Below are 12,785 nucleotides of genomic sequence, written 5' to 3'. Positions count from 1 at the left end.
GACAACGTTTTTTTGTTGCCGTGGAAACTTTAGCCCATCTCCGGATGGGTTTTTTTCACCGCAAAATTGCCGTTATCAGGGAGTTTTCCATCCCAAAACGCTATAGTGCACTAATTTGGTGCAGAGGATCGTGGTATGGTTGCTGGCTCACTGCCTGATGCAGGGCAGATTCTCAACTCCCTGATAAACAGTATTCTGCTGGTCGATGACGGGCTGGTGATCCGCTATGCCAATCCGGCTGCGCAGCAGCTGCTGGCGCAGAGTTCGCGCAAACTGTTTGGCACACCGCTGCCGGAACTGACCGGCTACTTTTCGCTGAACATTGACGTGATGCGTGAGAGCCTGGCTGCGGGCCAGGGCTTTACCGACAGCGAAGTCACGCTGGTGGTCGACGGACGTGCGCATATTATGTCGCTGACCGCGCAGCGTCTGCCAGACGGCCTGATCCTGCTGGAGATGGCCCCGATGGACAATCAGCGCCGGCTCAGCCAGGAGCAGATCCAGCATGCTCAGCAGGTTGCCGCACGCGATTTGGTACGCGGCCTGGCGCATGAGATTAAAAACCCGCTTGGCGGCCTGCGCGGCGCAGCGCAGCTGCTGTCGCGCGCGCTACCTGACCCGTCGCTGAATGAATATACCAACGTTATCATCGAGCAGGCAGACCGGCTGCGCAATCTGGTGGATCGTCTGCTGGGCCCGCAGCAGCCGGGGTTGCACGTTACGCAGAGCATTCATCAGGTGGCTGAACGCGTGGTCAAGCTGGTCTCGATGGAGCTGCCGGATAACGTCACGCTGGTGCGCGACTACGACCCCAGTCTGCCGGAACTGCCGCACGATCCTGACCAGATTGAACAGGTGCTGCTTAACGTAGTACGCAATGCGCTGCAGGCGCTGGGCGCAGAGGGCGGTACCATCGTGCTGCGTACGCGCACCGCTTTTCAGCTGACGCTGCACGGCACACGCTACCGGCTGGTGGCGCGTATTGATGTGGAAGATAACGGACCGGGTATCCCGGCACAGCTGCAGGATACGCTGTTCTATCCCATGGTCAGCGGACGCGAAGGCGGCACCGGTCTCGGGCTCTCTATCGCCCGCAGTCTGATCGATCAGCACTCAGGAAAAATTGAATTTAACAGTTGGCCAGGCCACACCGAATTTTCGGTTTACCTGCCCATTCGCCAGTGAGGTTTCTATGCAACGAGGGATAGTCTGGATCGTCGATGACGATAGCTCCATCCGCTGGGTGCTTGAACGCGCGCTCACTGGAGCCGGTTTAAGCTGCGCGACGTTTGACAGCGCCAGTGAAGTGCTGGATGCACTCGCCAGCAAAACCCCGGACGTATTATTGTCAGATATCCGCATGCCGGGCATGGATGGCCTGGCGCTACTTAAGCAGATTAAACAGCGTCATCCGATGCTGCCGGTCATCATTATGACGGCGCACTCCGATCTTGATGCCGCCGTCAGCGCCTATCAGCAGGGTGCGTTTGATTATCTGCCGAAGCCGTTTGATATTGATGAGGCGGTCGCGCTGGTCGAGCGCGCCATCAGCCACTATCAGGAGCAGCAGCAGCCGCGCAATCAGCCCGTCAGCGGCCCGACAACCGACATCATCGGCGAAGCGCCGGCGATGCAGGATGTGTTCCGTATTATTGGCCGTCTCTCCCGCTCCTCAATCAGCGTGCTGATCAACGGAGAGTCCGGAACCGGTAAAGAGCTGGTCGCGCATGCGCTGCATCGCCACAGCCCGCGGGCCAAGGCGCCTTTTATCGCGCTGAATATGGCAGCGATCCCGAAAGACCTGATTGAATCTGAGCTGTTCGGGCATGAAAAAGGGGCGTTTACCGGCGCTAACCAGATCCGCCAGGGCCGCTTTGAACAGGCGGATGGCGGCACGCTGTTTCTTGATGAGATTGGCGATATGCCGCTGGATGTGCAGACGCGTCTGCTGCGCGTGCTGGCAGACGGTCAGTTCTATCGCGTGGGCGGCTACGCGCCGGTAAAGGTGGATGTGCGCATTATTGCCGCCACGCATCAGAACCTTGAGCTGCGCGTGCAGGAGGGCAAATTCCGTGAGGATCTGTTCCACCGCCTCAACGTTATTCGTGTGCATCTGCCGCCGCTGCGTGAGCGCCGCGAAGATATTCCGCGTCTGGCACGCTACTTCCTGCAGGTCGCCGCGCGCGAGCTGGGGGTTGAGGCCAAAATCCTGCATCCGGAAACGGAAACGGCGCTGACCCGCCTGCACTGGTCAGGCAACGTGCGCCAGCTGGAGAACACCTGCCGCTGGCTGACGGTCATGGCCGCCGGTCAGGAAGTGCTGATTCAGGATCTGCCGCCGGAGCTGTTTGAATCCGTCACGCCTGACAGTCCGGTGCAATCGCTGCCGGACAGCTGGGCCACGCTGCTGGCACAGTGGGCCGATCGCGCACTGCGTTCCGGTCATCAGAACCTGTTATCCGAAGCGCAACCGGAGATGGAGCGCACCCTGCTGACGACGGCGCTGCGTCATACTCAGGGGCATAAACAGGAAGCGGCACGCCTGCTCGGCTGGGGACGCAACACACTGACGCGCAAGCTCAAAGAGCTGGGCATGGAGTAACGCTGCAGGGAGCGGCTTTCTGCTGATTTTTTGCACGCACAGGCTGTACAGACCGTTACCGATGAGTATCATATGCGCGGTAATCGGGAGAGAAGTATCATGCTGCAATCTGTCATGCTGACGATAGCGCATAACCTGGCAGCCATTGGCAGCGCGGTGGCACATTCGCCGCAGACTGCGCTGGCTGCTGTGGTATGCGCCGTTACGGCGAGCCTGTTCAGTTAATAGCAAGGGAGCGTACTGCTCCCTTTGTTATTTAAATAATCCGGGAATAGTGCTGCTGGCGGTTTTTCTGCCGCAGATAGCGATCAAAACACATGCAGACAGAGCGGATCAGCAGACGGCCGCGCCCGGTCACCGTCAGGCGCCGCGCTTCATAACGCACCAGCCCCTCCGCCACCAGCGGGGCTAACTGCGTCAAATCTTCAGCAAAATAGTCTTCAAACGCGACCGGCCACTGCGCCTCCACGGCGGCAAAATCGAGCGTGAAGTTGCAGATAAGCTGTTTAATGACCTCGCGCCGCAAACGATCATCCTCCGTCAGCGTTAATCCGCGCCACAGCGCGCTACCCTGCTGCTCCACCCCTGCATACCACTCATTCAGCACTTTCCGGTTCTGCGCATAGCTGTCGCCCAGCATGCTGATAGCAGAAACGCCCAGTCCCAGCAGATCGCTCTCACCGTGCGTGGTGTAGCCCTGAAAATTGCGGTGCAGCAGGCCGCTGCGCTGCGCGATCGCCAGGTCATCATCCGGCCGGGCAAAGTGATCCATCCCGATAAACTGGTAGCCTGCGGCGGTCAGTGTGGCAATGCTCTGCTGCAGGATCAGCAGCTTTTGCGCGGCGTCGGGTAGCTCTGCTGCTTTGATTTTGCGCTGCGCCGCAAACAGCGCGGGCATATGCGCATAGCTGAACAGGCTGAGACGGTCGGGAGCAAGCCCGATCACCCGCTGCAGTGTCCGTGCAAAGCGTTCCGCAGTCTGCAGCGGCAGACCGTAGATCAGATCGAAACTGACCGAACGAAAGCCCTGTTCGCGCGCGCGCTTTACCAGCGCACCAATTGCCGCTTCATCCTGTACCCGGTTAATGCGCGCCTGCACCGCCCGATCAAAATCCTGAATCCCTATGCTCAGGCGGTTAAATCCTTCCGCCCGCAGATGATCGATCGTGGCCGGTGCGATCTCACGCGGATCGATTTCGATCGACATTTCAGCGTCATCCGCTATATCAAAGTGATGCCGCAACAGCGCCATCAGCCGGCTTATCTGCGGTCCGTCAAGGAAGGTCGGCGTGCCGCCTCCCCAGTGCAGCTGAGTTACCCGGCGACCGGCAAACAGCGGTGCACGACAGGCGATCTCCTGTGCCAGCGCATTCAGATAGCGGTCAGCTTTATGCCGCTGACGCGTCACTATTTTATTGCAGCCGCAGAAGTAACATAGCCTGTGACAGAACGGAATATGCACGTAAAGGGAGAGCGGCCGGTGAGGATAGCGGGTAGCAGCCTGCTGAAAATCTGCGTCGCGGAAAATTTCACTGAATTCCGGCGCGGTGGGATAGGAAGTATAACGCGGGCCTGAGCCGCTGTATTTCTCAACCAGCTGCTGATCCCATTCTATCTGCTGCGCGGTCATGCTTACCTCTTTCGGTGGCGTGTGGTCCGGAAAGGTCGCGCAGAAGGGTCAGTGAAGCGGTGAAGGGAACGCCGCCGTAAACGCGATTTCAGGCGCGACAGGCGGCGTAGTTTAAACAATAACCAGAGGATATAACATGTGAGCAGCAGCGCTAAAATTGATCCAGGCCAAAACATTGTTGAATACCTGCTCAGCGCGGCATGCAGTACGGCGCATGCCGTCCGGTAACGGAATTACTGCCCTTTCAGCAGGCGCATCATATCTTCTTCAGCCTGCTCATCTTCGGCGTCATCATCCAGCGCGATCCCCAGCGTTTCCATCAGCTCATCGATGCGGTCCAGCGTCTCATCCAGCCACGCCTGGTCTTCACCGCTCAGCGTCTCGCCTTTTTCCAGGCGATCAAGCAGTGTGTCGAGACGTTCGTCGTTCTCCAGCTTCGCCAGCTCCTCTTCAGGCGTCAGGCGTACTTTCTGCGCTTTCGCTTTGGGCTGAGGTGCCGCTTTTGTCACGGGCTGCGTTTTGCCTTCAGCCACCAGCGATACCGGTTTTTTGCTGCCAATGCGGGCATCGCTGCTTTTTTTAGTCTGTGCGCTGCCGCTGCTCTGCGCCGTCGGGCTGGCACGGCTGCCCGATTTATGGCCGCTGTGCTTTTTGTCACGTTTACGATCGCGCGCTTCCTGATTCAGTTCTTCACGCGATTTGCGTTTGGCTTTAGCAGCGGGTTTGCCACGCTGGGCGGGTGCAGGTTGCTTCATGGTATCCGGTCTCAGTGATGCCTGGTGAGTTCAGTATAGAATTGCGGCGAAATCTAGCAGAAAGCAGACAAAGAAAAAAGGCGATAGCTTTTGCTATCGCCTTATTTCGCACCTTCGTACGAAGGAAACTCTGAATAAATCCTTTACGGCTCTCAACGTCCCGGTCACTCCGTCGCCATATCGCTCCTGCGAGTAATCCCTGTCCTTTCCCGATTCCTGCCTGAATCGTACTCCTGCCATGCTCGTGGTCTTCCGGACACTCCTGAGCGCATCATCCTGATGGGTGCTGCCTTGCACTGACACCAAATGTAGACGAAAGTGCAGAATCAACAAGTGAGTCCTTGCCCTTATTTAGAGAAAAGAGTGATTAAAACAACGCAAGACTTTGTATTTTAATGATAAAAAAATATTGAACTTTTTATATTTCAGCCAAAACTGGCATCATGAAACGGCGATCTCTTACACAGTCTGTCAGGGCAACAGCTGTCAGATACTTTTGCGTCATAACAGGTATAATCAGCGCATTAGTCCGTATCTATCAGCTGGAGTCTATTTTGTCTGCTTTGAATTATCACGTTACTCACTTCATGCTCAGTGCGCCAGATATCCGTCATCTGCCGTCCGACACGGGTATTGAAGTAGCCTTTGCCGGGCGCTCAAATGCAGGCAAATCCAGTGCGCTTAATACACTGACTAACCAGAAAAGTCTGGCGCGCACCAGTAAAACGCCGGGGCGTACCCAGCTTATCAACCTGTTTGAAGTGGTTGAGGGCAAACGTCTGGTGGATCTGCCCGGCTACGGCTATGCCGAAGTACCGGAAGAGATGAAACGTAAATGGCAGCGTGCGCTGGCAGAATATCTGCAAAAGCGGCAGGCGCTGAAAGGGCTGGTGGTGCTGATGGATATCCGCCACCCGCTTAAAGATCTCGATCAGCAGATGATTGAGTGGGCCGTGAGCAGCAACATTCCGGTTTTAGTGCTGCTGACCAAAGCGGACAAGCTTGCTTCTGGCGCGCGTAAAGCGCAGCTCAATATGGTGCGTGAAGCCGCGCTGGGCTTTACGGGCGACGTGCAGGTTGAGATGTTCTCTTCGCTGAAAAAGCTGGGCGTGGACAAAGTGCGTCAGAAGCTGGATACCTGGTTCAGCGAACTTGAGCCAGCCCGGGAAGGCGATGCAGATAACCTGCCAGCAGAGTAACGTCAGCGTGGCCAGGTGAAAAAAGCCCAATAAAAAACGCCCCAGTCATAACTGACTGGGGCGGCTAAATATTCAGCCAAATCCGATTACGTGAAGTAAAAGGTCTGAAAGATAGAACATCTTACCTCTGTACCCTACGCGACGAACTTTACCTGATTTTTTCTGACCGACAAAGGATTTTTTGTGATTCACTTTCAGGTTTTGACATAATTTTTACCAGCCTCGTCACACTTTTGCACAGAAGCTATAGTTTAATTCCCGAAAAAATGTTTAGCAGGCAGCAAGTTAGATCAGTGCGCCTGATCCCAGTTATCACCGACGCCGACTTCCACCAGCAGCGGCACATCCAGCGTCATGCTGCTCTCCATCAGCTGACGGATTTTTGCGCTGGCGCTCTCCACCGCGTCTTTGTGGATCTCAAACACCAGTTCATCGTGTACCTGCATGATCATCTTCACGTCATCACCGTTCTGCTGCTGCAGCCAGCCATCCACGGCAATCATTGCCCGCTTGATGATATCTGCTGCAGTTCCCTGCATCGGCGCATTGATTGCCGCACGCTCAGCCGCTTTGCGGCGGATAGCGTTACTGGATTTGATATCCGGCAGCCACAGACGACGCCCGTCCAGCGTCTCCACATAGCCTTTGGACGCCGCCTGATCGCGGGTCTTTTCCATGTAACGCAGCACGCCCGGATAGCGTTCGAAGTAGAGATCCATATATTTCTTCGCTTCACCGGCACCGATGTTCAGCTGGCGCGACAGACCAAAAGCACTCATGCCATAAATCAGGCCAAAGTTAATCGCTTTGGCGCTGCGGCGCTGCTCGGCTGAGACCTTTTCCAGCGCGGAACCAAATACTTCCGCTGCCGTGGCACGGTGGATATCCTCCCCCTGGGCAAAGGCATCCAGCAAACCTTTATCCTGTGACAGATGCGCCATGATGCGCAGCTCAATCTGGGAATAGTCCGCAGCAACAATCCGTTTATCTGTACCGGCAATAAAGGCCTGACGGATCCGGCGACCTTCTTCGTTACGGACCGGAATGTTCTGCAGGTTCGGATCGGTCGAAGAGAGACGGCCGGTCGCCGTGACGGCCTGATGATAAGAAGTGTGAACGCGTCCGGAGACCGGATTAATCATCTGCGGCAGTTTATCGGTGTAGGTAGATTTCAGCTTTGACAGCCCCCGATGCTCCAGAATGACTTTTGGCAACGGATAATCAAGCGCCAGCTCGGCCAGCACCTCTTCGCTGGTTGAAGGTGCGCCGCCCGGTGTCTTCTTCGTAGGCTTAATGCCCTGCTTTTCAAACAGGATGGTCTGCAGCTGTTTAGTTGAGGAGAGATTAAACGGCTCGCCCGCCAGTTCATGCGCCTTCAGTTCCAGTTCAGAGAGGCGGGTGGTCAGCTCCTGAGAGTGCCTGGCGAGGATATTCTGATCGATAAGCACGCCGTTACGCTCAATACGTGAAATCACCGTGACCAGGGGCATTTCGATGTCCGTAAAGACCTGTTTCGGACCCGCTTCCTGCTCCAGCTTTGGCCACATCTGCTGATGCAGCTGCAGCGTCACATCGGCATCTTCTGCCGCATAGTGTGCCGCCTGCTCCAGCGCAATCTGGTTAAACGTGAGCTGATTTTTGCCTTTGCCGGCGATCTCCGTGAACGTGACCGTCTTGTGATTCAGCCAGCGCGCCGAGAGGCTGTCCATATCATGCTTGCCGCCAATGCTGTTCAGACAGTATGACTCCAGCATGGTGTCAAACCGGATGCCGCGCAGTTCGATACCGTAATTTTTCAGCACGCCGCGATCGTACTTCAGGTTCTGCCCGACTTTCGCCGCGCGTTCATCTTCCAGCAGCGGTTTTAATTTCGCCAGCACGTCGGTGCGATCGAGCTGATCGGGTGCGTCCAGATAGTCGTGCGCCACCGGCAGGTAGGCGGCCTCACCGGGCGCGACGGCAAAGGCGATACCCACAATGGTCGCGCTGAGCGTATCGAGTGAATCAGTTTCAAGGTCGAAGGCAAACACGTCAGCCTGCTTCAGTTTATCGAGCCAGGCGCTAAAGGTTGCCTCATCAAGGATAGTGACATACCCGTCTGCTGAGAGCACGCTGGTGGCTTCCGCGGCCTCGGGCTCATCAGCCAGCACGCTCTGCGCCTGCACATTGCTCTTTTTGCCCTGCAGCCACTTACCTTCCTGCAGATCGGCCTGCCAGCGCCGGAATTCAAAGCGGGCAAACAGCGTCTGCAGCGTCTCAACGTCAGGCTGGTTCACCGTCAGCTGATCGTAACTCACCTCCAGCGGCACATCCGTTTTAATGGTCGCCAGCTGGTAGGAGAGAAAGGCCACATCGCGGTTCTGTTCGAGTTTGGCCGCCATGGTTTTCGCGCCACGGAATGCCAGACCGGCTACTTTGTCGAGATTTTCATAAATGGCATGCATGCCACCCAGTCCCTGCAGCAGCGCCTGCGCGGTCTTCTCACCTACGCCCGGCACGCCGGGAATGTTATCGGAACTGTCGCCCATCATCGCCAGAAAATCGATGATCAGTGCAGGCGGCACACCATATTTCTCTTCAACCTCTTCCGGTCCCAGTACGGTATTGCTCATGGTATTGATCAGCGTGATCTCTGGCGTCACCAGCTGCGCCATATCTTTATCACCGGTGCTGATCAGCACGCTGCGCCCCTGTTTACCCGCTTCCAGCGCCAGCGTACCGATAACATCGTCCGCTTCCACGCCCGATACGGCCAGCAGCGGCAGCCCCATCGCTTTTACCATTTCATGCAGCGGTGCGATCTGCGCACGCAGATCGTCAGGCATCGGCGGGCGATGAGACTTGTAGTGTTCGAACAGTTCGTCACGGAAGGTTTTTCCTTTCGCATCGAAGACCACAGCCACATGGCTGGGCTGATACTGCATCAGCAGGCTTTTCAGCATGTTGAGCACACCATACATCGCGCCGGTGGGTTCACCCGCGCTGTTGGTCAGTGGCGGAAAGGCATGATATGCACGGTAGAGATAAGAGGATCCGTCTACCAGAATCAGGGGATTTTCTGCGATTTTCGCCATAGTGTTAAGGTTTCTTCGTTGCGAGATTCAGGCTTATAAGGATGCCACAACCTGAGAAAAATGTTGAATGAACACGGGAGAGAGGCACTTTTTTTCACGGTTATCAAACGCGGATCGCAGCGATCTTTCTGTGGATAACTTTGTGCGCAAATTTTACAGGGCGCTAATTTTTCAGGATGAGAAAAAAAAAGAGCAGATAATAACTATTTATTTACAGTAAGTTAATAAGTTTCCGTGACACAGAGCGCGATTTCGGGGACGCGATCGTCCATGTGGATATCACTGCGGAGGATCCGCGGAAAAAAGAATAAATGAGGGAGAAAGAAATAAAAAACGCTGGCATTGCCAGCGTTTAAGCGTATTACGTTACTGCTTTTCAGCCAGGAACTTAACCACGTTGGCATAATCGGCGACAAAATTCTCCATAGAGCTGGTGTCCAGACCGCCGTTATTGACCATATATTTGCCGTTAACAAAAATAGCCGGCACGCCCTGCAGATTGACGTCAGAAGCGGCTTTCTGCTGCTGCGCAACCAGCGCCTTGACCGCAAAGCTGTTCCAGGCAGCATCATAATCGCCAGCTGAGATCCCTGCTGCTTTGATAAAGGTCTCTTTCAGGCTGGCCGGATCGGTGATGGTTTGTGTCTTCTGAATGCCATCAAAAATTGGTGCGGTAACTTTGCTTTCCACGCCGAGTGCCATAGCCACTGCCCAGGCGTGCGTTACAACCGGCCCTAAGTCACCGCCGAGAAAATCGACGTGATATTTTGTCACTTTGGTCTCAGCCGGCAGGTTCTTCTTCACTGCCTCGCTGACGTGGTAAACACGTTCAAACTGATAGCAGTGCGGGCAGAAAAACGAGAAGAATTCCATGACCTGAGGTTCACCTGCCACCGGCTTCTGCAGCGTGACATACTGTTTACCGTCGGTGAACTGCGCCGCTGATACGCTAAATGCCAGCAACATTCCCGCCAGCGCAAGCCAGATTTTTTTCATTGTTAACCTATCTCCTGAGTACGTTATTAAAATTGCGGACCAAGCCGTAATGGGGGTTCGTGCAACAGTCGCTCCTGCTCAATCAGGAGTGCAATCTGCCGGCGCCAGAAATCCTCGTCAGTCATCCAGGGGAACGCACGCGGAAAAGCGGGATCCTGCCAGCGGCGTACGACCCAGGCCAGATAATAAACCATGCGCATGGCGCGTAAAGACTCAATCAGTGTCAATTCATGTAAATCGAAATCACCGAACTCGTTATACGCCTCTATCAGAATATCCCACTGAATGCGCTGTTCCTGTCGATCGCCGTTTATCAGCATCCAGAGATCCTGCACGGCCGGGCCGGTGCGCGCATCATCCAGATCAACAAACATCGGGCCGTCACGCCATAAAATATTGCCCGGATGACAGTCGCCGTGCAGGCGCAGCGGCTGCCACTGCGTGTGCCAGCTCTGCTGCAGCGTGCTGAAGAGACGCTCTATAGCCTTCAGCAAGCTCTCTTTAAGCCTTGCCGGTACCAGCTCGCTGTGGGCCAGCGTCTGCTGTGGCTGCCGGATATACTCTTCAAGCCCCAGCTCCGGACGCCGGACGAAAGGTTTACGACGTCCGGTCTGATGCATGCGGCCGAGGAAGCGGCCCACCCACTCCATCTGTTCCTCATTGTCCGTTTCATACTGACGACCGCCGACGCTGGGGAACACGGCAAACATAAATCCGGCATGCTGGTTAAGCGTGCTGTCCTGTAGCGTAAGCGGTGCCGCTACCGGCACGTCGTCATTCAGCAGATCCAGCGCCAGCGCATGCTCTTCAAGGATCTGTTCCCGGCTCCAGCGCTGCGGACGATAAAACTTAGCGACGTAGCGCCGGTTTTCATCATCGCTGAACTGGTAAACGCGGTTTTCATAGCTGTTCAGCGCCGTTAAGCCTGACTCCACCCGCAGGCCGGTATCCCATAAAGCGTCGAGAATGGCATCCGGATCCAGCGTATGAAAATTAAAGGCAGCGTCGTTCATTGTCGGCCCTGTATGTTACCTTTGCAGTAGATGCGCAAGGATAGCACTACTCGTCAGCCTTGATCACACCGCGTGCGCGTAACAGTGCTGTTTTAAAGTCTGCTTCGTAATCTTTTCTGATACCGGGTATTTCTGTGGTGCTATCGGTATCACGCATTTTGAGATGGTAAATCAATATGTCGTCGCTTAATTCACTTAACGGGCCATGAAAGCCCGCCTCCTGCGCCAGCTTGTGTAAAAAAGCCAGCAGGTTACATTCAGGCTCCTGCTGCCAGGCAGGCTGCAGGAGCGCAATCAGTTCGTTAAGACGATGGGTTTTCATAGCCGATCCCTCGTTACACTGCGCGGGTTTATAAAAGGAGATAACCATGCCCGTATTTACCGGCGTTATTCTGGCGGGTGGCCAGGGCAGCCGTATGGGAGGTCGTGATAAGGGGCTGGTGCGGCTGCATAATCAGCCTCTTTATCAGCATGTGCTGCAGCGACTGCAGCCACAGGTAGAGAGTGTGCTGATCAGCGCTAACCGGCACCTTGATCAATATCAGTTAAGCGGCTGTAAAGTGATAACAGACACATTACCTGACTGGCCCGGTCCGCTGGCGGGTATGCTGAGCGGATTACGCCATAGCCAGAGCGAATGGGTTGTTTTCTGCGCCTGTGATACGCCCTATATTCCTCAGGATTTTGTCCTGCGGCTATGGCAACAGCGCGCAGAGGCGCCGGCGGTCTGGGTCAGATCGGTCATGCGCGATCATCCGGTACTGGCTCTGCTTAACCGGGCGCTGGCTGATGAACTGGCCATGTATCTCTCACGCGGCGAACGGCGTCTGATGCAGTTTCTGCGCGCCAGCGGCGGCCATGCAGTGCTGTTTGATGAGGATGAGACAGTATTCCGTAATATCAATACCGCAGACGATCTGGCACAGGAGGAAGGAGAATAATGGACGCCCCTTTACTCGCCATTGCCGCGTGGAGCGGTACCGGCAAGACTACGCTGCTTAAATCGCTGATACCGCTGTTAAAACAGCGCGGTGTCCGGACCGGGCTAATCAAGCATTCTCATCATCAGCTGGAGATCGATACGCCAGGTAAAGACAGCTACGTTTTACGTAAAGCGGGCGCCGACCAGGTGATGGTTGCCAGTGAACGGCGCTGGGCGCTGATGTGTGAAACGCCAGATGAACCCGCATCTCTGCAGCATCTGGCAGCACAGATGAACAGCGCAGCGCTGGATCTGATACTGGTTGAAGGATTCAGGGATGAAAAGGTGGCAAAAATTGCGCTGTGGCGGCGTGGTGTTAAAGGCGGGGCAGAAGAGTTGCTGGATGAATATGTGATTGCCATAGCCAGCGATGAAGCCCTGGCGCTTGATCTGCCGCTGCTGGATATCAACCAGCCTGACCGCATCGCTGACTTTATCGCCAGCTGGCTGAAAAAAGCTTAAATTTTACTCATTTCTGCGTTTTCTGCAGACGTAAAAAAGCCCTGAACAGACGTTCAGGGCTCTTTTACTTGA

General features: G+C 55.4%; 12 protein-coding genes. 6 read left to right on the top strand and 6 right to left on the bottom strand.

Annotated features, from left to right (window positions below; all coding sequences use genetic code 11):
• Positions 1–135: 135 nt before the first annotated feature.
• From glnL to B3041_RS11355, 3 genes are all read left to right on the top strand, one after another.
• Entirely contained in the window at positions 136–1,185 is a 1,050-nt protein-coding gene (gene glnL / locus B3041_RS11365; protein ID WP_065648390.1) for a nitrogen regulation protein NR(II), read from the top strand.
• A 7-nt stretch (positions 1,186–1,192) separates the two neighbouring features.
• Complete coding sequence (glnG, locus tag B3041_RS11360; RefSeq protein WP_065648389.1) at positions 1,193–2,602, top strand: nitrogen regulation protein NR(I); 1,410 nt, start codon at positions 1,193–1,195, stop codon at positions 2,600–2,602.
• 99 nt (positions 2,603–2,701) lie between these two features.
• Positions 2,702–2,827 carry a YshB family small membrane protein gene (locus B3041_RS11355; RefSeq protein ID WP_292972685.1) on the top strand — a complete coding sequence of 42 codons (126 nt, stop codon included), beginning with the start codon at positions 2,702–2,704 and terminating at the stop codon, positions 2,825–2,827.
• Between the two features lie 31 nt (positions 2,828–2,858).
• Here B3041_RS11355 and hemN read toward each other — a convergent pair whose 3' ends face one another.
• Together hemN and yihI are read right to left on the bottom strand one after the other, a co-directional pair.
• Positions 2,859–4,232 (bottom strand): oxygen-independent coproporphyrinogen III oxidase, encoded by a 1,374-nt coding sequence (hemN, locus tag B3041_RS11350; RefSeq protein ID WP_292972682.1) that lies wholly within the window; start codon positions 4,230–4,232, stop codon positions 2,859–2,861.
• Between the two features lie 233 nt (positions 4,233–4,465).
• On the bottom strand, positions 4,466–4,987 hold the full coding sequence (gene yihI, locus B3041_RS11345) for a Der GTPase-activating protein YihI (RefSeq protein ID WP_065648386.1): 522 nt from the start codon (positions 4,985–4,987) through the stop codon (positions 4,466–4,468).
• A gap of 554 nt (positions 4,988–5,541) precedes the next feature.
• On the opposite strand from yihI, the gene yihA reads away from it, so the two are divergent.
• Entirely contained in the window at positions 5,542–6,186 is a 645-nt protein-coding gene (gene yihA, locus B3041_RS11340; protein WP_065648385.1) for a ribosome biogenesis GTP-binding protein YihA/YsxC, read from the top strand.
• 290 nt (positions 6,187–6,476) lie between these two features.
• Here the strand turns inward: yihA and polA are convergent, their stop codons facing one another.
• The 4 genes from polA to B3041_RS11320 all read right to left on the bottom strand — a co-directional run bounded on the left by polA (position 6,477) and on the right by B3041_RS11320 (position 11,591).
• Positions 6,477–9,260 (bottom strand): DNA polymerase I, encoded by a 2,784-nt coding sequence (gene polA / locus B3041_RS11335; RefSeq protein WP_292972678.1) that lies wholly within the window; start codon positions 9,258–9,260, stop codon positions 6,477–6,479.
• 366 nt (positions 9,261–9,626) lie between these two features.
• Positions 9,627–10,256: a thiol:disulfide interchange protein DsbA gene (dsbA, locus tag B3041_RS11330; RefSeq protein WP_065648383.1), complete on the bottom strand. Its 630-nt coding sequence runs from the start codon at positions 10,254–10,256 to the stop codon at positions 9,627–9,629.
• Positions 10,257–10,282: 26 nt separating this feature from the next.
• Complete coding sequence (locus B3041_RS11325; RefSeq protein ID WP_292972673.1) at positions 10,283–11,269, bottom strand: serine/threonine protein kinase; 987 nt, start codon at positions 11,267–11,269, stop codon at positions 10,283–10,285.
• A gap of 46 nt (positions 11,270–11,315) precedes the next feature.
• The gene (locus B3041_RS11320) at positions 11,316–11,591 is read right to left on the bottom strand and encodes a YihD family protein (protein WP_292972670.1); all 276 of its coding nucleotides are present in this window, start codon (positions 11,589–11,591) and stop codon (positions 11,316–11,318) included.
• 46 nt (positions 11,592–11,637) lie between these two features.
• Between B3041_RS11320 and mobA the strand changes: the two genes are divergently transcribed.
• Positions 11,638–12,210, top strand: coding sequence for a molybdenum cofactor guanylyltransferase MobA (gene mobA, locus B3041_RS11315; protein WP_292972667.1), 573 nt, complete (start codon positions 11,638–11,640; stop codon positions 12,208–12,210).
• A complete protein-coding gene (gene mobB / locus B3041_RS11310) occupies positions 12,210–12,713 on the top strand; it encodes a molybdopterin-guanine dinucleotide biosynthesis protein MobB (protein ID WP_292972664.1) in 504 nt (167 codons plus the stop codon). Before mobA ends, mobB begins: the two co-directional genes overlap by 1 nt.
• The last annotated feature ends 72 nt before the right edge of the window (positions 12,714–12,785 follow it).

Source organism: Pantoea sp. UBA4549 (assembly GCF_002387285.1).
Classification (GTDB): Bacteria; Pseudomonadota; Gammaproteobacteria; order Enterobacterales; family Enterobacteriaceae; genus Pantoea; species Pantoea borealis.
Note: the sequence above shows the minus strand (reverse complement) of the source record. Positions and strands in the feature narration are given on the sequence as shown.